At 65.8% G+C, this 19,452-nt stretch carries 29 protein-coding genes and 4 tRNA genes; 20 read left to right on the top strand and 13 right to left on the bottom strand.

Translation table 11 applies throughout. The features are described 5' to 3' along the window. Positions 1-5 precede the first annotated feature (5 nt). Genes MSP7336_RS09265 through MSP7336_RS09250 form a run of 4 tightly spaced genes read right to left on the bottom strand, consistent with a single transcriptional unit; the run spans position 6 to position 3,957 of the window. Complete coding sequence (locus tag MSP7336_RS09265; RefSeq protein WP_069395840.1) at positions 6-1,034, bottom strand: CaiB/BaiF CoA transferase family protein; 1,029 nt, start codon at positions 1,032-1,034, stop codon at positions 6-8. Beyond that, positions 1,031-1,987: an LLM class F420-dependent oxidoreductase gene (locus MSP7336_RS09260; RefSeq protein ID WP_069395839.1), complete on the bottom strand. Its 957-nt coding sequence runs from the start codon at positions 1,985-1,987 to the stop codon at positions 1,031-1,033. Before MSP7336_RS09260 ends, MSP7336_RS09265 begins: the two co-directional genes overlap by 4 nt. After that, on the bottom strand, positions 1,972-2,379 hold the full coding sequence (locus MSP7336_RS09255; protein WP_069395838.1) for a cobalamin B12-binding domain-containing protein: 408 nt from the start codon (positions 2,377-2,379) through the stop codon (positions 1,972-1,974). The genes MSP7336_RS09260 and MSP7336_RS09255 overlap by 16 nt, the downstream gene beginning before the upstream one ends. Continuing rightward, positions 2,380-3,957, bottom strand: coding sequence for a methylmalonyl-CoA mutase family protein (locus tag MSP7336_RS09250; RefSeq protein WP_113963585.1), 1,578 nt, complete (start codon positions 3,955-3,957; stop codon positions 2,380-2,382). 152 nt (positions 3,958-4,109) lie between these two features. Between MSP7336_RS09250 and MSP7336_RS09245 the strand changes: the two genes are divergently transcribed. Beyond that, positions 4,110-5,666, top strand: a complete 1,557-nt coding sequence (locus tag MSP7336_RS09245; protein ID WP_113964843.1) for an amidase — start codon at positions 4,110-4,112, stop codon at positions 5,664-5,666. Here the strand turns inward: MSP7336_RS09245 and MSP7336_RS09240 are convergent. From MSP7336_RS09240 to MSP7336_RS09210, 7 genes are all read right to left on the bottom strand, one after another. Beyond that, entirely contained in the window at positions 5,617-6,429 is an 813-nt protein-coding gene (locus MSP7336_RS09240) for a methyltransferase domain-containing protein (RefSeq protein WP_113963584.1), read from the bottom strand. The genes MSP7336_RS09245 and MSP7336_RS09240 overlap by 50 nt on opposite strands. A gap of 59 nt (positions 6,430-6,488) precedes the next feature. Next, positions 6,489-7,136, bottom strand: coding sequence for a M15 family metallopeptidase (locus MSP7336_RS09235; protein WP_244917535.1), 648 nt, complete (start codon positions 7,134-7,136; stop codon positions 6,489-6,491). A gap of 23 nt (positions 7,137-7,159) precedes the next feature. Then, a complete protein-coding gene (locus MSP7336_RS09230) occupies positions 7,160-8,620 on the bottom strand; it encodes a dihydrolipoyl dehydrogenase family protein (protein ID WP_113963582.1) in 1,461 nt (486 codons plus the stop codon). Positions 8,621-8,667: 47 nt separating this feature from the next. After that, complete coding sequence (locus MSP7336_RS09225; RefSeq protein ID WP_069395833.1) at positions 8,668-9,408, bottom strand: SDR family NAD(P)-dependent oxidoreductase; 741 nt, start codon at positions 9,406-9,408, stop codon at positions 8,668-8,670. Between the two features lie 126 nt (positions 9,409-9,534). Next, positions 9,535-9,608: transfer RNA gene (locus MSP7336_RS09220), tRNA-Phe, on the bottom strand. A gap of 28 nt (positions 9,609-9,636) precedes the next feature. Then, positions 9,637-9,710 (bottom strand) — tRNA-Asp (locus tag MSP7336_RS09215). 31 nt (positions 9,711-9,741) lie between these two features. Further along, positions 9,742-9,815, bottom strand: a tRNA-Glu gene (locus MSP7336_RS09210). Between the two features lie 123 nt (positions 9,816-9,938). On the opposite strand from MSP7336_RS09210, the gene MSP7336_RS09205 reads away from it, so the two are divergent. Both MSP7336_RS09205 and MSP7336_RS09200 read left to right on the top strand, forming a co-directional pair. After that, a tRNA-Lys gene (locus MSP7336_RS09205) sits at positions 9,939-10,011 on the top strand. Positions 10,012-10,400: 389 nt separating this feature from the next. Next, positions 10,401-10,577: a MerR family transcriptional regulator gene (locus tag MSP7336_RS09200; RefSeq protein ID WP_081215562.1), complete on the top strand. Its 177-nt coding sequence runs from the start codon at positions 10,401-10,403 to the stop codon at positions 10,575-10,577. A gap of 44 nt (positions 10,578-10,621) precedes the next feature. On the opposite strand, the gene MSP7336_RS09195 is transcribed toward MSP7336_RS09200, so the two are convergent. Then, positions 10,622-10,918 carry a GAT domain-containing protein gene (locus tag MSP7336_RS09195; RefSeq protein ID WP_113963581.1) on the bottom strand — a complete coding sequence of 99 codons (297 nt, stop codon included), beginning with the start codon at positions 10,916-10,918 and terminating at the stop codon, positions 10,622-10,624. Positions 10,919-11,031: 113 nt separating this feature from the next. Here MSP7336_RS09195 and MSP7336_RS09190 point away from each other — a divergent pair, with 113 nt between their 5' ends. After that, on the top strand, positions 11,032-12,027 hold the full coding sequence (locus tag MSP7336_RS09190) for a phage antirepressor (RefSeq protein ID WP_113963580.1): 996 nt from the start codon (positions 11,032-11,034) through the stop codon (positions 12,025-12,027). A gap of 77 nt (positions 12,028-12,104) precedes the next feature. On the opposite strand, the gene MSP7336_RS09185 is transcribed toward MSP7336_RS09190, so the two are convergent. Further along, the gene (locus MSP7336_RS09185) at positions 12,105-12,365 is read right to left on the bottom strand and encodes a hypothetical protein (protein ID WP_142706780.1); all 261 of its coding nucleotides are present in this window, start codon (positions 12,363-12,365) and stop codon (positions 12,105-12,107) included. Between the two features lie 116 nt (positions 12,366-12,481). Between MSP7336_RS09185 and MSP7336_RS09180 the strand changes: the two genes are divergently transcribed. The 16 genes from MSP7336_RS09180 (at position 12,482) to MSP7336_RS09115 (ending at position 19,449) form a co-directional block, all read left to right on the top strand. Then, entirely contained in the window at positions 12,482-13,183 is a 702-nt protein-coding gene (locus tag MSP7336_RS09180) for a phage antirepressor N-terminal domain-containing protein (protein ID WP_113963578.1), read from the top strand. Between the two features lie 82 nt (positions 13,184-13,265). Then, positions 13,266-13,517: a hypothetical protein gene (locus MSP7336_RS09175; RefSeq protein WP_113963577.1), complete on the top strand. Its 252-nt coding sequence runs from the start codon at positions 13,266-13,268 to the stop codon at positions 13,515-13,517. Continuing rightward, complete coding sequence (locus tag MSP7336_RS09170; RefSeq protein ID WP_113963576.1) at positions 13,514-13,789, top strand: hypothetical protein; 276 nt, start codon at positions 13,514-13,516, stop codon at positions 13,787-13,789. Before MSP7336_RS09175 ends, MSP7336_RS09170 begins: the two co-directional genes overlap by 4 nt. A gap of 2 nt (positions 13,790-13,791) precedes the next feature. After that, positions 13,792-13,962 (top strand): hypothetical protein, encoded by a 171-nt coding sequence (locus MSP7336_RS23790; protein WP_181786683.1) that lies wholly within the window; start codon positions 13,792-13,794, stop codon positions 13,960-13,962. Further along, positions 13,959-14,111, top strand: coding sequence for a hypothetical protein (locus tag MSP7336_RS23785; protein ID WP_181786681.1), 153 nt, complete (start codon positions 13,959-13,961; stop codon positions 14,109-14,111). The genes MSP7336_RS23790 and MSP7336_RS23785 overlap by 4 nt, the downstream gene beginning before the upstream one ends. Further along, a complete protein-coding gene (locus MSP7336_RS09160) occupies positions 14,105-14,581 on the top strand; it encodes a hypothetical protein (RefSeq protein WP_142706779.1) in 477 nt (158 codons plus the stop codon). Before MSP7336_RS23785 ends, MSP7336_RS09160 begins: the two co-directional genes overlap by 7 nt. A 98-nt stretch (positions 14,582-14,679) precedes the next feature. Next, complete coding sequence (locus MSP7336_RS09155) at positions 14,680-15,024, top strand: hypothetical protein (RefSeq protein WP_142706777.1); 345 nt, start codon at positions 14,680-14,682, stop codon at positions 15,022-15,024. Next, entirely contained in the window at positions 15,021-15,314 is a 294-nt protein-coding gene (locus tag MSP7336_RS09150; protein WP_113963572.1) for a hypothetical protein, read from the top strand. The genes MSP7336_RS09155 and MSP7336_RS09150 overlap by 4 nt, the downstream gene beginning before the upstream one ends. After that, on the top strand, positions 15,311-15,577 hold the full coding sequence (locus tag MSP7336_RS09145) for a hypothetical protein (RefSeq protein WP_113963571.1): 267 nt from the start codon (positions 15,311-15,313) through the stop codon (positions 15,575-15,577). Before MSP7336_RS09150 ends, MSP7336_RS09145 begins: the two co-directional genes overlap by 4 nt. Next, positions 15,574-15,984 (top strand): hypothetical protein, encoded by a 411-nt coding sequence (locus MSP7336_RS09140; protein ID WP_113963570.1) that lies wholly within the window; start codon positions 15,574-15,576, stop codon positions 15,982-15,984. The genes MSP7336_RS09145 and MSP7336_RS09140 overlap by 4 nt, the downstream gene beginning before the upstream one ends. After that, on the top strand, positions 15,981-16,310 hold the full coding sequence (locus tag MSP7336_RS09135; protein WP_113963569.1) for a hypothetical protein: 330 nt from the start codon (positions 15,981-15,983) through the stop codon (positions 16,308-16,310). Before MSP7336_RS09140 ends, MSP7336_RS09135 begins: the two co-directional genes overlap by 4 nt. Next, positions 16,307-16,681 (top strand): DUF7368 family protein, encoded by a 375-nt coding sequence (locus MSP7336_RS09130; protein WP_142706775.1) that lies wholly within the window; start codon positions 16,307-16,309, stop codon positions 16,679-16,681. The genes MSP7336_RS09135 and MSP7336_RS09130 overlap by 4 nt, the downstream gene beginning before the upstream one ends. After that, positions 16,678-16,842 carry a hypothetical protein gene (locus MSP7336_RS23780; RefSeq protein ID WP_181786679.1) on the top strand — a complete coding sequence of 55 codons (165 nt, stop codon included), beginning with the start codon at positions 16,678-16,680 and terminating at the stop codon, positions 16,840-16,842. Before MSP7336_RS09130 ends, MSP7336_RS23780 begins: the two co-directional genes overlap by 4 nt. Next, positions 16,839-17,759: a hypothetical protein gene (locus tag MSP7336_RS09125; protein ID WP_113963567.1), complete on the top strand. Its 921-nt coding sequence runs from the start codon at positions 16,839-16,841 to the stop codon at positions 17,757-17,759. The genes MSP7336_RS23780 and MSP7336_RS09125 overlap by 4 nt, the downstream gene beginning before the upstream one ends. Next, the gene (locus MSP7336_RS09120) at positions 17,759-18,244 is read left to right on the top strand and encodes an HNH endonuclease signature motif containing protein (RefSeq protein WP_113963566.1); all 486 of its coding nucleotides are present in this window, start codon (positions 17,759-17,761) and stop codon (positions 18,242-18,244) included. The genes MSP7336_RS09125 and MSP7336_RS09120 overlap by 1 nt, the downstream gene beginning before the upstream one ends. Beyond that, positions 18,241-19,449 (top strand): recombination directionality factor, encoded by a 1,209-nt coding sequence (locus tag MSP7336_RS09115; protein ID WP_113963565.1) that lies wholly within the window; start codon positions 18,241-18,243, stop codon positions 19,447-19,449. Before MSP7336_RS09120 ends, MSP7336_RS09115 begins: the two co-directional genes overlap by 4 nt. The last annotated feature ends 3 nt before the right edge of the window (positions 19,450-19,452 follow it).

The raw sequence follows: 19,452 nt of genomic DNA, 5'->3' as shown, positions 1-19,452 counted from the left end.
TCGTTTCATGCCTCACCCAACTTGGGCGGCGGCCGATATTCCGGCTGATAGCCGGCTATGCGGATCGGGTTGGCGACCAAGCGGAAATCGCCTGCGCTGACGATGATCTCCGGTGTGGCTTTCAACGCCTCGGGCAGTGTCCGGACCGCGGCTACCGGCACCCCGAGCGGACGCAGCCGGGATTCCCAGTTGGCGGCGGTGTCGGATGCCAACGCCCCGGCAACGACGGCGAGCACCTCGTCGCGCCGCGCCACCCGCTCAGCCATGGTCTCGAAGCCGTCGATATTGGCCTCGGCGGCAAAGGACTTCCAAAAGCCGTCATGGGTGATGAACAACGCCAGGTAGCCGTCTGACGTCGGGAACATCTGCGCCGGAACGTAATACGAGTGTGCACCGAACGGTCGGCGCTGTGGCTCGACGCCGTCGTTGAGGTACGCCGAAGCGTGGTAGTTCAGCTGGGACAACATCACGTCACGCAGGCATACGTCGACCTGCCCACCGCGGCCGGAGGTGACCTGGGCCAGCAGGCCGAGCGCTGCGGCCAGGCCGGTGGAGTTGTCCGCCGACGAGTAGCCGGGCAGCGTCGGCGGCCCGTCCGGATGGCCGGTCAGCGCGGCGACACCGGTGGCCGCCTGGACGACGTAGTCGAACGCCGGGTCGTCTCCCCCGTCCAGCCCGAAGCCGGTGATGGCGACACAGACGATCCGTTCGTTGAACCGGCGCAGCGCCTCATACGTCAGGCCGAGCCGACGGATCGCCGACGGTTTCAGGTTGACCAGCAGCGCATGCGACTGCGCGGCCAGTTCGCCCAATTTGTCTTGGCCGGCTTGCGAATTGAGGTCCAGCCGGATACTGCGTTTGTTGCGGTTGAGGCTGGCGAAGTAACTGTCGCTGACCTGCCGGGAGATCTCCCCTTCGGGCGGCTCGATCTTGATGACGTCGGCACCGAGATCGGCGAGCAGCATCGTGGCGTACGGGCCGGCCAGCATGGTGCCGACCTCCAGAATCCGGATCCCGGCCAGCGGCGCCGTCATCGCACTTCGGCGCCGAGCGCCGCAATGACTTCCCGAGTGCGCCGCTTGGAGGCGATCAGCTCGTCGCGGTTGTCGCCGATCGGTAGCAGCCGCACCGACAGGTCGGTCACGCCGGCGTCGGCGAAGCGACGGAACCGAGCCAGGATGGCCTCCTCGTCGCCGGCCGCGCAGAGGTCGCCCACGTCGTTCGCGTCGCCGTAATCGAGAAGCCGCTGATAGTTCGGCGACACCTCGGCCTCACCGAGGATCCGGTTGGCGCGTTCCCGAGCGACATCGACTTCGCTTGGCGCACAAAGACACACCGGGATCCCCGCGACAATTCGCGGTGCGGGCCGTCCGGCGTTGTCGGCAGCCTTGGTTATGCGCGGCACGACATGCTCGGCGACCGCGCGTTCGTCGGCCATCCATAGCACCGTGCCGGCGGCTCGCTCGCCGGCCAGTGTCAGCATCACCGGGCCGAGCGCCGCGAGGAGTACCGGCAGCGGAGCCACCGCGGCGAGGTCGAGCGGATTGTGCACCGCGAACGTTTCGTTCTCGACGTCGACCGGGCCGGGACCGCTGAAGGCAGCGTTGAGCACTTCGAGGTAGTCGCGGGTGTAGGCCGCGGGCCGCTCGTAGGACAGCCCGAGCATGTCGCGGATGATCCAGTGATGCGATGGCCCGATGCCCAGAGCCAACCGGCCCTTGGCGGCGGCGTGCACGGACAGCGCCTGGCGCGCCAACGCGATCGGGTGTTGGCCCTGCAGCGGCACCACGGCCGTCCCCAGCTCGATGCGGTTGGTTCGGGTGGCCATCAGCGCGACGGCCGTCAGCGCGTCGAAATCGTTGGGCACCTGCGGAATCCACGCGGTGTCCATGCCGGCAGCTTCGGCCCACTCGATGTCGGCCAGCAGTTTGGTGACCTTGCGGGCGGAGTCGCCGCGCTCGGCGCCGATCATCACTCCGAGACGCATGCTTCCTCCCCGGTCAGTCGCCGAATGTCTCGTACCAGGACCTCCAGCGACGTTCCGGTCGGAAACACCGCCGCGGCCCCGGCTTCCAGCAGTTTGGGCACGTCGGCCTCGGGGATCGTCCCGCCGACGACGACGGCGATGTCGCCGGCATCGGCCGCGCGCAACGCTTCGACGGTGCGGGTCGTCAGTGCAAGGTGGGCACCGGACAGAATGCTCAGCCCGACGAGTGCGACGTCTTCTTGCACGGCAACCGACGCGATGTCTTCGATGCGCTGCCGGATACCGGTGTAGATCACCTCAAAGCCCGCGTCGCGCAGAGTACGGGCGACGATCTTGGCGCCGCGGTCATGCCCGTCGAGGCCGGGTTTTGCGATCAGAATGCGCACGGCCATCTAGAACACCACCGGCTGCTCGAATTCGCCCCACACCGATTTGAGTGCGGAAACCATCTCGCCGATCGTGCAGTAAGCATTGGCGCAGTCGATCAGCTTGTGCATCAGATTATCCGTCCCTTCGGCGGAACGCGCCAACGCATTGAGGGCGGATTGTGCAGCGCCCGAGTCTCTTTCGGCACGCACTTTGGACAACCGCTTCAATTGCAGATCGCGCCCCTCCGGGTCGAGTTCGTAGGTGACGATCTGAGGTGCCGGCTCCTCGGTGACGAACCGGTTGACCCCGACGACCGGGCGCTCACCCGATTCGATCTCCTGGTGGATCCGATAGGCCTCGTCGGCGATCAGGCCCTGCAGATAGCCGTCCTCGATGGCGCGCACCATCCCGCCGTGCTGCTCGAGATCGTCCATGATCTCGATGATGCGGGCCTCGGTCTCGTCGGTGAGCGCCTCGACGAAGTACGAGCCACCCAGCGGATCGGCCACCCGGGCCACCCCGGTTTCGTAAGCCAGGATCTGCTGGGTGCGCAACGCCAGCGTGGTGGTCTCCTCGGTGGGCAGCGCGAACGGCTCATCCCAGGCTGCGGTGAACATCGACTGGACCCCGCCGAGCACCGCGGCCATCGCCTCGTAGGCCACCCGCACGACATTGTTGTGTGCTTGCGGCGCGTACAGCGACGCCCCGCCGCACACACAGCCGAACCGGAACATCGAAGCCTTGTCGGTCTTGGCACCGTAGCGCTCACGCACGATGGTCGCCCAACGGCGCCGCCCCGCACGGTATTTCGCGATCTCCTCGAAGAAATCCCCGTGGGTGTAGAAGAAGAACGAGATCTGCGGCGCAAACTCGTCGATGCTCATCCGGCCGCGTTCCACCACGGTGTCGCAGTACGTGACGCCGTCGGCCAGCGTGAACGCCATCTCCTGGACCGCGTTCGCGCCGGCGTCGCGGAAGTGCGCCCCCGCCACCGATATTGCGTTGAATTTCGGGACTTCGGCGGCGCAGAACTCGATGGTGTCGGCGATCAACCGCAGCGACGGCTCCGGAGGCCAGATCCAGGTTCCGCGCGACGCGTACTCCTTGAGGATGTCGTTTTGGATCGTGCCGGTCAGCTTGGCCCAGGGCACACCCTTCTTTTCGGCGGCGGCCACGTAGAACGCCAGCAGGATCGCGGCCGTGCCGTTGATCGTCATGCTGGTGCTGATCTTGTCCAGCGGGATGCCGTCGAACAGGATCTCGGCGTCGGCCAGGGTGTCGATCGCGACACCGACCCGGCCGACCTCCTCGACGACCTCGGGGTCGTCGGAGTCAAAGCCGCACTGGGTGGGCAGATCCAGCGCCACCGACAGGCCCGTCCCGCCCTGGTCCAGCAGGTAGCGGTAGCGGCGATTGGATTCCTCGGCGGTGCCGAACCCGGAGTATTGCCGGAATGTCCACAGCTTGCCCCGGTACCCGGACGCGAAGTTGCCGCGGGTGAACGGGAAGGTCCCCGGCTCGGGCGGTTCGGTACCACGCTGCCCCGGCCCGTATACCGGCGCGAGCGGGATGCCGGATGAGGTCTGCGTGAGGTTATCCATCGACTGATAACGTACTTGCAAAAAAAGAGAATGCCAATACCGTATGCCTGACCAGGCAAGACAACAAAGATTGGAGCAGGCCCGCCGCGGTGGATTCGCACGGCCGCGGACCGCTGAAAGCGGGCCATAAACCGGGCCATAAGGAGGGCGGCATGGCGATTCGGCGACCAGCGCAGTCGGACATCGCGGCGGCGGCGGAGCATTTCGGTTTGCGTTTGGACGCCGATCAGCTGGCGCGATTCACCGCGATCGCCGGGCACTCGTTAGTGGCCTACGACGCGGTCGACGAGCTCTACGACGAGATCGCCCGGCCACAACCCGCCGAGCGCGCCTATGCGTTCCCCGACGACAACCCCCTGGGTGCCTGGTACGTCACCACCGAGATCAGCGCGGGCGCCGGCGGGCCGCTGGCCGGCAGACGTGTCGCGGTCAAGGACAACATCGCCGTCGCCGGCGTCCCGATGATGAACGGGTCGCGCACCGTGGAAGGTTTCATCCCCGGCCGCGACGCGACCGTGGTGCAACGGCTCCTCGACGCCGGGGCCCTGATCGCCGGCAAGAGCGTCTGCGAAGACCTGTGCTACTCGGGATCCAGCTTCACCTCGGCCTCCGGCCCGGTCCGCAACCCGTGGGACCCCACCCGTGAAACGGGCGGATCATCCAGTGGCAGTGCGGCGCTCGTCGCCGCCGGCGAGGTCGAGCTCGCCCTCGGCGGCGATCAGGGCGGATCGGTGCGGATTCCCGCGGCACTGTGCGGGATCGTCGGCCACAAGCCCACCTATGGGCTGGTTCCCTACACCGGAGCCTTCCCGATCGAACGGACCCTCGACCACATCGGGCCGATCACTCGCAGCGTCGCCGATGCCGCGCTCTTGCTGGGGGTGCTCGCCGGATCCGACGGCCAGGACCCGCGTCAGCCGGACCAGCTGCCCGCGGTCGACTATCCGGCCGCGCTCACCGGCGACGTCGCGGGTCTGCGGGTGGGCATCCTGGCCGAAGGCTTCGGCCAGCCCGGTGCAGCGCAACAAGTCGACGAGCTGGTGCGAGCATCAGCCCAGCGCTTCGCCGAGATCGGCTGCACCGTCGCCGAAACCAGCGTGCCGTGGCATCGCAAGATATTTCATCTTTTCGCCGTCATCATGACCGACGGCGCCACCTATCAGATGCTCGACGGCAACGGCTATGGGCTAGGTGTGGAAGGGCTCTACGACCCGGAACTGATGGCGTACTTTGCGCAACGGCGCCGGGCCACGGCCGATCAACTTCCGGCCGTGGTAAAGGTGCCCGCGTTGTGCGGCCACTACAGCCTGACCACGCTCGGCGGCGCGTCATATGCCAAGGTGCGCAACCTGTTACCGCACGCGCGTGGCGCCTACGACACGGCGCTTCAGCAGTACGACGTGCTGGTGATGCCCACGGTGCCGAGCACGGCGGCCACGCTGCCCACGCCCGACGCCGATGATGCGACGCTGCTTGCCCAAGCGATGGGAAAGGCGCTCAACACCGCGCCGATGAATGTCACCGGGCACCCGGCGATTTCGGTGCCCGTCGGCATCGTCGACGGGCTGCCGGTGGGAATGATGATCATGGGCAGGCGATTTGACGACGCTACGGTGCTGCGGGTCGCCCATGCCTTCGAAGAACTGTGCGGCGGCTTTCCTATGCCCGGCACAGAATCTCGCCGTGCGGGATCGCCAGCCAGCCGTTAGGCGCGGCGGCCCAGGTGCGCCACGCGACGGAGATTTCCATGAGTTCTGCGGCGCTTGCCATTGCGGAGTCCACCAACTGACGGGCCAGCGCCGAGTGCAGGATCCGGTCGGCCCACATTCCACCCCACCAATCGCGGTCCTGAGGCGTTGCGAGGCACCAGATTCCGCCGCTCGGCGTGATGTCTTCGAACCCGGCTTGCTGCGCCCAGTCCAGCAGGCGCCGTCCGGCGTCGGGCTCGCCGCCGTTGGCGCGGGCGGCCCGACTGTACAGCGCCAGCCACCGATCCAGCATCGGTAGCCGCGGGTACCAGATGAAGCCGGCGTAGTCGGAATCGCGGGCGGCGACGAGCCCGCCGGGTGTGCACACTCGCCGCATTTCGCGTAGAGCAGCAACCGGATCGGCGACGTGCTGTAGGACCTGATGGACGTGCACGACATCGAAGGTGTCGTCGGGAAATTCCAGCGCGTGTACGTCGGCGGTCTGGATCGTGACGTTGGATATGTTGCGCGCGTGGGCTTCCGCGCGGGCAGCAACCACGGCGTCGTCGGTGATATCCACCGCGGTGACATGACCCGGAGCGATTCGTTGGGCGAGATCCGCGGTGATCGTGCCCGGTCCGCAGCCGATGTCCAACAGCGACATTCCTGGGCGCAGGTGTGCTAACAGGTAGCCCGCGGAATTCTCGGCCGTGCGCTGACGATGAGAGCGCAGCACCGACTCGTGATGGCCGTGCGTGTAGACGGCGCAAGGTCCGCGGTTCATGCGCCGAGGCTACGCTCCCGGTACCAAATAATGAAATAACTGTCTCATATTCTGAGAAGCTAGTTGACGGGGACGTCCAGGATCGGGCGGTCGACGTAGGAACCAGCGCCGTCGAAATGCCACCACTCGCCGGAGTACACGTCGAGCCCACCGGTCTTCATGGCATCGCGAAGACGGGCGCGGTTCGCCTGCTGGTCCGCGCTGACGCCGTTGGTGGCGAACGCATGAGCGCGAGCGGTGAAGTCGTCGAAGTCGGTTCCCATGTCGACCAGGCAGCGTGACTGGGCCGCACACCGCTGGCTCGCAGTCGTCACGTCGACCGAACGGCCCGCCTCATGGCTGTGCGCGTACGCGCCCGGCCGGGCCACCCAGGCCGGGTCGGGGACGACCTGGAACATCTTGACTTGCACGGCGTGCGGCCGGTAGCAGTCCCAGAAGACGAGCACTTCGCCCTGCGCACGAAGCGCATTGGCAGCCGCAGCCAAACCTGGTGCCATGGATTGGTGCACCAGGCAGCGCGCGTCGGCCGGATACAGCGGTGCGCCGGTGAAGTTGTGCGGCGTCGCGTAGCGCAAGTCGATGATCGCGTCGGGTACGAAGCTTCGGACATCGACGAAGCCTGCCGCTCGCGCCTGCTCGCTCAGCGGCGGCACGTCGGCATGGGCCGGCGCAGTACCGCAGGGCACCAAGAGCAGCAGACCGGCTATGAGCCGGCGTGCGCTAACGACATTCACGCGGAATCACGGTACGCCTCGAGGAGTCGCAGCCACACCTCCGTGATGGTCGGGAAGCAGGGCACAGCGTGCCAGAGCCGCTGTATTGGCACCTGAGCGGCGACGGCAATCGTCGCCGAGTGCAGCAGCTCGGAGATTCCCGGTCCGACGAACGTCACACCGAGCAGACATTCCCGGTCGAGGTCGATCACCATCCGCGCCCGGCCGGTGTAACCGTCGGCGTAAAGCTCCGATCCCTTGACCACATCACCGATTTCGACGTCGACCGCGCGCACCCGATACCCTGCCTGCTCGGCTTGCCGAGCCGACAGGCCGACCGCCGCGGCCTCTGGGTCGGTGAAGAAGATCTGCGGCACCGCGTAATGGTCGGCGGTCGCGGAATGAGCACCCCACGCTGTGGTGTCCAGTGCGCGTCCGGCGGCGCGGGCCCCGATCGCCGCACCGGCGATCCGGGCTTGGTATTTCCCCTCATGGGTGAGCAGCGCGCGATGATTGGCGTCACCGCAGGCGTAGAGCCACCCGTCGTCGATCGCGCGGACCCGGCAGGTGTCGTCGACCTCTAACCAGCTGCCCGGCGATAGTCCTACGGTTTCCAAACCGATGTCGTCGGTGAGCGGCGCCCGTCCGGTTGCGAACAGCACCTCGTCGACTTCGAGTTCACTGCCGTCGTCCAGTTCAAGGGTGATCGGTCCTTCGGCGTCGGGACGGCGAAGTTTCGTGACGGAAACACTCACGCGCACATCCGCTCCCAGCTCAACAAGCCCGCGGGCGACGAGTCGGCCGACGAAAGGTTCCATCCGCGGCAGCAACCCGGATCCGCGGCACAGCAGCGTCACCGACGCCCCCAAACCCTGCCATGCCGTGGCCATTTCGACACCGACACCGCCGGCGCCGACGACCGCGAGCCGACCCGGGACCGAGCTGCTGTCGGTGGCCCGGCGGTTCGTCCAAGGCCGCGCCTCGGTGATGCCCGGCAGGTCGGGCAGCGCCGGGCGGCTTCCGGTGCAGACCACCACCGCATGCCGCGCGGAGAGCATCGCCGTTGCGCCGGGCGTGCTGACGGCGACTCGCCGGGGTCCGTCCAGCCGCGCGTGACCGCGCACCAGGGTGGCCCCGATGCCCGACACCCAGTCGGCTTGGCCGGCGTCGTCCCAGTTGGTGACGTAGCGGTCGCGACGACCGAACACGCCCGCAGTGCTGATCGGGCCGGTGATCGCCTGACGTGCGCCGTCTACGCGGCGGGCGTCGGCAATCGCGACGACCGGGCGCAGCAGGGCCTTGCTGGGAACACAAGCCCAGTAGGAACATTCGCCGCCGACGAGTTCGCGCTCAACCACCGCAACGCTGAGCCCTGCGGCCCGCGCGCGGTCGGCAACGTTTTGGCCCACCGGTCCGGCGCCGAGCACCACGACGTCGTAGGTGTCGTAGGTATCTGAAATCTCCGATGGTACAGCCATGTGCCCATCCCTTCGATGGAGGCGGTAACCGCACCTTACTTGTCGCCCTACGGCGCGATCGCTACTTGCCCGCCATTGGCTTGCACTATCGCACCGTTGACATAGCCGGCGGCCGGCGAAGCCAAAAACGCGATCACGTTCGCGATCTCGTCGGCCTGCGCAGCCCGGCCGAGGGCGGTGAGTGCACCCAGACCGTCGGTCAGGCCGGGCGTGACGGCAGTTCCGGGGGTCTCGGTCGGCCCGGCCTGGACCGCGTTCACCCGCACCCCGGACCGGCCGAACTCGTCGGCCCATGCGCGGGTCAGTAGTTCGACGCCGGCCTTGGTGGCGCCGTAAATGCCGCCCATGCGCGCCGGGACAGCGGCGGCGACGGTGCTCAGGTTGACGACGACGCCGCTGCCGCGTTCGGCCATGCCCGGCACCAGCTGCTGAACCAGGATGTAGGGAGCACGCAGGTTGATGTTGACGTGTTCATCGAAAAACGCGTCGTCCGTATCGGCAGTGGCGCCGAATTTGTATACGCCTGCGTTGTTGATCAGGATGTCGACCGGCCCGGCCTCAGCGGCCAGCCGTCGCACGTCGTCGGCGTCGGAAAGGTCGGCCGCGACGAAACGTGCTGTGCCGCCGCCGTTTTGGATTTCTTGCACCACCTCGGCACCGCGTTCGGGGTTTCGTCCGTGTACCACCACTTCGGCCCCGAGCCCGGCTAGTTGTAGTGCGACTTCCCGGCCGATGCCGGCGGTGGCTCCGGTGACCAATGCGGCAGAACCGGCTAGCGAGGGTGCCATGAGTTGCCTTTCATGCGGCTGTGAGTATCGCGATGCACAGCACCGGCGCGTGCTGTTTCATTCCGCGGGCCGCGGGGCAAGCCGAGGCGCCGACAGGACACTTGCGAACTGGAAAGACAAACCCGGTGGCCAGGGCCGGGATCGAACCGGCGACCTTCCGCTTTTCAGGCGGACGCTCATACCGACTGAGCTACCTGGCCGGAAGGCACGTGTGCCTCGCCGCGACGGCGACCCTGACGGGACTCGAACCCGCGACCTCCGCCGTGACAGGGCGGCGCGCTAACCAACTGCGCCACAGGGCCTTGTTCGCTGCTTCGCGTCGCCGCGTAGCCGTACCCCCTACGGGATTCGAACCCGCGTTACCGCCTTGAAAGGGCGGCGTCCTAGGCCGTCTAGACGAAGGGGGCCAGAACCGAATCTCTCCGGGGTACTCGCAACATGGTGACGCTGTGAGCCAAGCCAGCTTAGGCCACCGGGTACCGAATCCTCAAACGAGCTCCGCCGGCGAAGGCAGTATCCTGTGCGTCGCAGCCCCTATAGCTCAGTTGGTAGAGCTACGGACTTTTAATCCGCAGGTCCCAGGTTCGAGTCCTGGTGGGGGCACTGGCCGCGGGGTCGTCGCCGTACGGGTTAGGGGTTCCTGCCATAAGCCAGATCAGGTCGCACCCGGTGCGCGCCGCGATCTGCTTGCAGATGCCCTCATAGTCTCGCGGGCGGCGGCCCGAGATCTCCCATTCGCGCCATGATTGAGGACTGATCCCGCATGCGAGGGCAGCCTCTTTGGCGTTCCATCCCATCTCGTGCCGGACGAGAACTAGCCTGACGGCGAAGTTGTCGACGTCCGGGATCCAGTGGGTCACCTGAGTGTCCATGATCAGTATTTTGCACTTCTCGTGTATGTCGCGCAAGTCGTGTATCTGAAGGTTGGCTGGGAAATATTCACGGCATGTCGTGCTTGACACGACTTATGCGTCGGTGGCAACCTTCTGCGCATGCCAGATGTCGTGCTACTCACGACTAGTGAGGTTGCAAAGCGATTTCGCGTTGATAGTTCCGCCGTACGCCGGTGGGTCAAAAAGGGCAAACTGACGCCAGCCGTCACTACACCCGGTGGTTACTACCGGTTCGCGGAAGCGGATATCGAAGCGTTTGAGCGGGCCAGCGCATGACCGCGCTCACCGAGGCTCGGGTCCGCCAGATCGTGCGCGAAGAACTAGCCGTCGCCGAAGAACTCGCTCACGATGGCGTTAAATCTGTCCTCCGGGATGCCCGGTCGACCGTTCAGCCGCTCAATCCCGTTCTCCAGCGTGGTGGCGCAGATGACGAGGCTTGCAGCGACTTTACCGACAACCTGGTGAAGTTCCTGGAGGCTTGGTACGCCATCTACACCACCGGCCGGCTGCATTTGATCGAGCAGGACCAGCACGGCCGCGGTGGCCGTCATGGTCTGCGGAACCTGGTTCAACAAGGCGCGGATCGCGCCGTGGGTATCACGGGACGTTTCGTCCATGATTCTTCTCCTTCGCTGGTTGCTGACACTCCAAGCAGCGTAGGAGAGGGCCGCGCCGGCGGTTCTCTGTCCGCAGACGCCGCCGGCGCGGCCCGCCCCGAAAGCGGCGTGAAATGAGCGCCACAGCGGCGCCCGCCATCTCCTGCCCGACGCCGGACAAGAAGCAGTACCGGTCGCAGGCCGAAGCCAACCGCGCCCAGCGCGAGCGATACGCGCGCCGCGGCGACCACAAGGAACGGCTCTACCCGTATGAGTGCCCCAGCGGCGAGCACTGGCATCTCACCCATCACACCCCCGAAAAGCAACAACGGGTGTTTGATCAGACGACCCGAGAGCCAGGCCTGCACGCCATCGCGAACACATTCGAGGGCTTCGACGTCCGGCATGTCATGACCGACGAGCCATTGTGGATCGGGCGTGATGTCTGCGAAGCGGTCGGCATATCGAAGTACCGCGACGCGCTCGCCCAACTCGATGGCGACGAAAGGGTGTCCGTGGTCGTGGACACCCCTGGTGGGCCGCAACGAATGAGCGCCGTCACAGAAGCCGGCCTCTGGTCACTACTCCTGATCAGCAGATCACCGAAGGTGCGGCCGTTCAAACGGTGGCTCACCCATGAAGTGCTGCCTGGGATCCGCAAGACCGGCCGCTACGACAGCAGTATTGCGCTACCCGATCGCAAGACGCTGGCGCAATGGGTTGTCGAGGCTGAGACACGTGCCGAGGTAGCCGAGGCGAAGGTCGCCGAGCTAGAACCCAAGGCCCAGTTTTACGACGAGCTGATGGAATCTGACGGCACCTACTCCATGCTGGCCGCGTCGAAAATCCTCGGCTGGGGCCGCAACGTCATGATGCGCGAATTGCGCCGCATGGGCGTGCTTCAAGGGAACCGGCTGCCCTACCAGCGGTACGCGCACCACTTCAAGGTCGTGCCGGGAACGTACGTCCACCCCAAGACGGGCGAGCAGATCCCCACGGCCACAACGTTTGTGCGCCCGTCTGGGCTGGAGTTTCTGCGTAAGAAGCTGTCCGGTCGCAACGGCGCATACCTGTTCGACCGCGCCGCCGTCGAGGCTCTTGCCGCGCAGCGCAACGAGGCTTCCGCATGACTGCGCTCACCGAGGCCCAGCTCCGCGAGCTCACCGAAGCCTGCGAATGGGCACTAGGCCTCTGGAACCGGCTGATCCTAGCTGCCCGAGAGTCTACGAACTTCCCTGCGGACCTCGATGATCTGCTTCTCGATCTCAAAAATGGACTTCGCGCAGAGGGTGCCGACGCCAATGGTGAGCCCGAAGATGTGCTTGAGAGGATTCTTGCCAGCCCATTCCTGCAGTCCGGCGAGGTCGTCGCGCAACTGGCGGCTTACGACCGCCTCTTCGGGGAGGTCGAGCTTCCTGATCTCGCTGAATTCCGGGAAATCGGGGATCTCGGCGCCGGTGTCATCCATGATTCTTCTCCTTCGCTGGTTGCTGACACTCCAAGCAGCGTAGGAGAGCGGGCCGCGTCTGGGGATGAGCTTCGGGCTCACACCCCGGACGCGGCCCAAACCCAAGGTGGCGACGCATGAGCGCCGACCTGGTCGCTGTCCCGGTGCCCGGCACCGATGTGCCGATGCAGGCATCACTGGTCGACGGTGAGCCGTTCGTCGCGCTCAAGCCCATGTGCGAAGCGCTCGGGATCGACCACCGTAGCCAGCGCGCCAAGCTCGACCAGGCGAAATGGGCAGTTGGGGTGATGATCACCGCAACTGGATCGGACGGCAAGACGTACCGCATGTACGGGCTGCACGCCGACTGCATCCCCATGTGGCTGGCAACCATCGCCGTCAACCGCGTAACTGAGCATGCCCGCCCGGTGCTGATCGCCTATCAGCGTGAGGCTGCGCGGGCGCTGCGCGACTTCTTCTACCGCGGCGTCGCAGTCCAGCCCAGCGGCATGTCGCAGCTCGACGTGCTGCGCGCAGCACTGGACCAGATCGAGGCCGCCCAGCGCGACGCCGCCGAAGCCAAGGCCATCGCTCAGCGCGCCGACGACCGGCTCACCGCCATCGAAGGCCGCCACGACTGGCTTTCGGCGCTCGCCTACGCCCGGCAGGCCGGGCTGCCGACCCACACCCGCTACCTGCGGCGCCTCGGCAAGTGCGCGGCGACGATCGCGCGCCGCCACGGTGTTGAGCCAAATCCGGTGCAACACCAACTGTTCGGGATGGTCAACAGCTTCCCGGTGTGGGTGTGGGAGCTGGCGGCAGAGCGGTTCGAGCAATGATCCTCGACACCATCACCGCCGCCGGCGCGCTGCTGGCCGGGTTCCTATGCCTGGCCGGATTCGTGTGGCTGCGGAGGTCGCCGTGAACCAGTTGCACTTCGCGGCCGACCTGCGCAGATTCGACCCCGAAGACGTGCTGGGCCCCGACAACTTCGACGCCTACTACGTGATCGACTCCGTCGACTATGACGCGGCGACCGGCCGCAGCACCGCCACGCTGCGCCCACTCCCGCCCGCGGATTTGGCTGACCGCCGGCGGGCGGCGCTCTCCGCGATGACTAAGCGGGCGCGCATCGCCCAGCTCTTCAATCCGATGCCTGGAGTCGACAGGTGAGCGCGCCGACGCCGGTCGGCGAATGGTTCGACCCCGCCGCCTATCAGCCGACGATCGCCTCTGATTGCCGCGACATCGACGCGCTGCAGGCCCGTGTCGCCGAGCTCGAGCGCGAACGCGACGAGCTGCGCCGCAAGCGCGACGAACAACTCGTGTTGCGCGTCGCCGCAGAGGACGCGGCCCGCACAGCGCAGAAACGCCTGGCCGACGCCACCGCTGCGATCGCCAATCTCAAAAGCCGACTTGCGGTCTTCGATCGGCGGGGGTGGTGATCGTGGCCAAGCACCGCCGGCAGTCCAGCACACCTCGGGCCGTCCAGTTCGCGGTCGACCTCATCTGCCTGCCCGTCGACATCATCGCCGAACTCGGCAGCTACCCGCTGCGTTTCGCCCAGGCCGTGATCGAGGGTCTGGTTCCGCGCCGATACCGGAGGACACGCGCATGAGTCTCTACCATCTGGCGACCTGCCTGAACTGTCAGCCGCTGCTGCAGCAGCCATTCGACGACCCGGCGGCACGCGACAGGTGGCTGGACCAGCATCACGAGTCGACCGGGCACAGGGTCATCGCGGCATCGGTGTGGAAGTCATGTTGAGCTTGGTTCTGCGCGCCGCTGACGCCGCGGTCAACGCATTCGTCGAAACGATGCGCTCGGCACAGCTGTGGCCGGACTTCGACGAGGACGCCGCGGCCAGGTATCTCAACGACACCGATCAGACTTCGGCCGCCCCGGTGCTACCTCCCGGTGCGGCGGCCGAAAGCCCCGAGGCCGATATGCCCAGGCGCGCCGACCCGCCGGCGCCTGCGGCCTCGGGGCACCCACTCCTATTCAGCTCTACTCATCCTCGTTTGTTCGTCGCCGCCGCGATCGGACTACGCGAGTGGGCCGACCACCCCGCCTGCGAAGCGCCCGCGTACTGGCGGATCCTCGCCGACCAACTCGACGACCTCCACGCCGAGACGGAGTCGCTGGATAACGAGCCCTGGCCGCCGGACGTTTCGTGGATCGAATTCGACTCCGGCTTGCGCAATCAAAACCCGAACGTCATCCGCAAAACGAAGTAAAACGCCCCCGGCCGGATCAGCGGGCCGAGGGCGACGACACCGAGAAGGAGTGGTTCTCAATGCCGGATAGCAGTGTAGCAACGCGAAAGGTGTGGCCGGTGTGGACACCCGATGACTACCGCAAGCTGGTTGAGCACGCGCGGCGCTTCGCCGGGCTACCGCTGATTCGGCATGAGCCGATGCTGCCAGCGCACGACGGCGACATGGCTGAGATCGGCGCGCTGATCGATTGCATCTTCGCCGAGGCCGAGCGCACCAACACCGCGCCTGGCCCGTTGCACCCCAACTTGGTTGAAACCGAAGCTGCGTGGCACGCCGCGGATTTTGAGCGCTGCACTCCAGGTGAGCTGCTGGGCACAAACCCTGAGTTGTGGCCCGACCCGATCGGCGACATCCTCGCCAGCTGGCCCGCGCGCATCGTCGCCCCCGTGGTGATCCCGTGAGCGACAAGACATTGCCGCCGCGCATGCGCGAAGCCGCGAAAGTTATCGAAGAGGCCACCGAACGCCGCGACAAAGGGATGCTGTACGACGACGCCTGGACTCCAGGCCAACTGCTCTACTGGGCCTCAAGGTGGGAGGCAGACGAGCGCCTCGTGGATGAGTTGGCGCGAGAAATGTTCAACGCCCTATATCCCCAGTACGCCACTGAGTCATACCGACCCACCGGTGCCTGGTTTTCCGCCGCGCAGAGGCTAATCGAATCCGGCTGGCGCAAAGGCGATCCGCAATGACCGCCGTGGCCACCCCGTACCGTCTCGTCGCCGACGCCGACAAAGACGGCCAGCGCATCATCGCCGTCACACCCGACGACATCGAAATCTGCGGAGCATACAGGCCATTGAGGCTCAACGACTGGCGGCTGTACGTCACGAAACTCATGTCAGATGTGGCGGGGCTACCGCAGCCGCACAAGGTGCACGTCGTCTCCCGCAGTGACGCCATTCGCTGGGTGGACCTGCTGGCGGCGCTCTACGCGAGGGCGGTGCTGCGATGAAAGGCTTCACATTCCGCTACGCGATCCGTATGCCGGACGGGCAGCTGTACCCGCCGCCGCCCGAACCCGCACCTGAGCCCGTGCCGGATTACAGTGTGCCCAGCCCGATGCGAGACGTTGGCGAACAGCTGAGCCAGATGATTACCGGCATTACCGGCATGTTCGGGATACCGCAGACACAGCAGGATTCGCCGCCCCCGCAGCACAAGCCGGAAATCTTCGACACTCTCGAAGAGGCAGAGAAGAAGCTCGCCGAAATTCGGGCCGCCGCAGCCAAGGTCGGCGTTATCAACTGGGGCGGCACCATCGTACGCCAACTGTGCACGCCGTTTACAGCGGGCGACATCGGTAAGGAATTCGCCAATCAGGTCGCCGAGTGGCTGCGAGCGAACGGAGTTCAACCATGATCCACCGCACGGTGATTCCAGTCCTGTGGCTGTGGCTGGCCTGCGTCATTATCGGCGCCGCGCTCGCCGGATCAGCCAAAGCCGATCCCGCAGAGGACTTCGCGACGGCCTACGCAGCCGACGTGTGCATCGTCCTCGACGACCACCCCACCATCCCCGGCCTCACAGGCGTGCTGCAAGCCGTCCAGGAAACCGGCGGCCTCACGGCGCGGCAGGCCGGCCAGGCTGTCGCGCTGTCGGTGATCAACGTGTGCCCCAGGCACATTCCGCTCCTGCGGCGATACGTTGCGATGTACGCGCCGAGAGCTAGTGGGGCGCTCGCATGAGGCCACCGGATCTCAACGCCGTTGAATGCCCGGGCTGCGGTCGCATGATCTCCACCAACAGCGGCAAGTTCCGCCGCCACTCCGACGACAAGACGTTCCGAGAATGCGCTTGGTCGGGGCGCTCGACGCCGCAAAGCGAGCTCGCCGCCGAGATGGTCAGCACCGCCCGCACAGTACTCAACCTGGCTGACGTTGTACGCGACGAGGATCCAGGATTCGTCTGGAAATACCTCGGTGATCTTGCCCGCCACGATGTTCCGGCGCTGCGACGGCTCGCGTTCGTTGCGCTCGCCGCGGTGCCGGCGGGCCAGACGCTCGAGCAGGCGTTCGCCTGGGTGCTTGATCTACCCGCCGCGAGGTTCGCGTCATGATCCGGCCCCGCATCGGCGACCGCGTGCAGTGGAAACACACCAACGACGAAATACGCAAAGGCACCGTCGAAGACATCGACGAACTCATCGGCGTGCGCGCCGACGACGGAGAACTCGTGTACGTGGAGGAATTTTATCTCGAGCCTACGGAGGCAACATGACCGCGCAATTAGGCCAAGAAGCGCTCGAAGTCAACGGGCCGGACGACGACGACGACCTGGTGCTGTGGTCCGTCACCACCATCATCGGCGTCCTCGACAAACCCGCATTGCTGTACTGGGCGGCCGAGCAGACCGCCAACGCCGCGATCGACAGCGCCGCCACGTGGCAGGCGATGGCCGAGGACGAGGGCCGCGACGCCGCGGTGAAGTGGCTGCGCGACGCCAGATTCCGGCGCCCCAAGACGCGGCTGTCCGACACGGCGCTGGGTTCGGTCGTGCACAAGATGTGCGAAACCTACGCGCTCACCGGCGCCAAGCCGGACAAGGATTTCGCCACCGAACTGATCGTGCACGAGGGCGGCCCTCAGGTGGACGTCGGCGCCGAGCTCGATGTTGTCGGCAAGTGCCTCAACCAGTTCGACGGCTGGCTTCACTGCTTCCAGCCGCAATACCAGGCCACAGAGGTTTGCGTCTACTGCCCGACTTACGGCTACGCCGGTCAGGCTGATGCGTTCCTGACGATCGACGGCGTGCGGTTCATCGTCGACTACAAGTCGAGCCGCAACGCACGCGACAGCCAAGGCCGGCCCAAAACGCCCTACCCGGAAAGTGTTGGGCTGCAACTCGCGGCTTACCGCAACGCCGACTACGCCGCGGTGTGGCGGCCCCGCCGATTCGAGAAGTTCCGCCGCCGGTACTACCTCCTCAGCACGGAGGAACGAGAGATGGCCGTGCGTGTCCCTGAGGTGGATACCGGACTGGTCATCCTCATCACGCCGGAATCCTGCGAGGCCTATCCTATCCGCTGCGACGAAGAGGTCCACGACGCATTCCTCTACTGCCTCGAAGCGTTCCGGTGGGTGCAAGAGACATCCAAGACCGTGATGGGTGATCCCCTGACCTCCCCGGAGTCGTGATGACACGGCAATCGATTGAAGAACGGTTTTGGGCGAAGGTCGACACCAGTGGCGGTCCTACCGCTTGTTGGCCCTGGACAGCCGCGAAGTTCGACAATGGATACGGCGCGTTCTGGTTGAACCGCACAAACGTTCGTGCACATCGGTTCTCGTGGGAACTGGCCACGAGACAAGTGCTCGGCGACCTGCTTGTAGATCACCGCTGCCACAACAAGGCGTGCGTCAATCCGACGCATCTTCGACCGGTGACGAACAAGCAGAACGGTGAAAACAGGCTTGGAGCTGAGGCAACCAGCGTCTCGGGAGTCCGCGGTGTACGTCCGAACCCGCATCGTCACGGCACCTGGATAGCTCAGGTTTGGCACAACGGGAAGCCGATTCGCGTCGGCGTATTCGACTCCGTCGAGGCTGCTGGAATTGCTGCCCGAGACAAACGGATCGAACTATTCACCCACAACGACATTGATCGGCAGGAAGCATCGTGATCATAGATTTGCAACGCCGTCTCGCCGAAATCGGCCGCATCCGCATCGGCCAACAAGTCCCTGTCGGCAACGGCAGCAAGAAGACTCGACCGGCGAAGCTGACCACGTTCCGGCTCACCAGCCCGGACCGAAACCGCATCGCCCAAGCCGCACTCCTATACGGGGGCAACCCCGCCGAATGGGACGCCCCCGCCGGAAAGCAATGGGAAGTCATCACCGAGAGCGACGCGCTCAACGTCATCGTCCCACCCTCCGACATGGCGTTCAGCCAGCACTACGAACTGTGGTCAGGCGGCGGCTGCCAACGCCGCTGCGACGGCCGCAACGAATCCATCAGCGACGGACCCTGCATCTGCGACCCCGACAAACGCGAATGCGCCATCCACACACGCCTATCAGTAATGCTGCGCGACCTCCCAGGCCTCGGTGTGTGGCGAATCGACACCAGCGGCTACTACGCCGCCCTCGAACTCCAAGGCGCCGTCGAGATCGTGCAACTCGCCGCCGGCCGCGGCCAAATGCTGCCCGCACGACTGCGCCTCGAGCAGCGCATGGTGAAGCGCCCGGGCCAAAGCACCAAGCGATTCGCCGTCCCGGTCCTCGACATCGAGGTATCCCCGGCTCAGCTGATGGCCGGCGGCGCGGCGACCATGATCGACGGCACCCCGGAAACTATCGCGATAGAACCACCGGCTCCGACTGTCGCAGAACTCGTAGAACAGGTCAACGCGCAGCGTGAACGCAAGCGGCGCAAGAACTCCGCGCAACCGGTAGCACGCACCGGTCTCAAGCCGCGCACCGCCGCTGAGGCGAACGCCAGCCGTTCCAATGGCGGCGGCGGCCAAGGTGAAACCGGAATCGTCGTGACTACCTCCGCGCCCCCGGCCGACGACTCAGAAGCGCCCGCGAGCACAGCGCAGAACCGAAAGATGCATGCGCTGTTCCGCGACCTCGGCCTCACCGAACGCGAGGACCGGCTCATCGTCACAAGCTCGATTCTCGGCTTCGACGTCTCCACCAGCTCTCAGCTCACCGTCGCCGAAGCGTCGAAACTCATTGACACGCTGGATCAATGGTGGACCGGTGAATGCTACGACGACGCCGGAAACAAGATCAGCACGGACGACAAGATCCGCGAAATCCTCAACGCCGCCACGCTCGCAGAAGTCGAAAACGATACCGCCGCAACACAGGAAGGAAACTGACCG

The organism is Mycobacterium shimoidei, from assembly GCF_900417275.1.
GTDB classification, from domain to species: Bacteria; Actinomycetota; Actinomycetes; order Mycobacteriales; family Mycobacteriaceae; genus Mycobacterium; species Mycobacterium shimoidei.
This window is presented reverse-complemented; position numbering and strand designations above follow the sequence as displayed.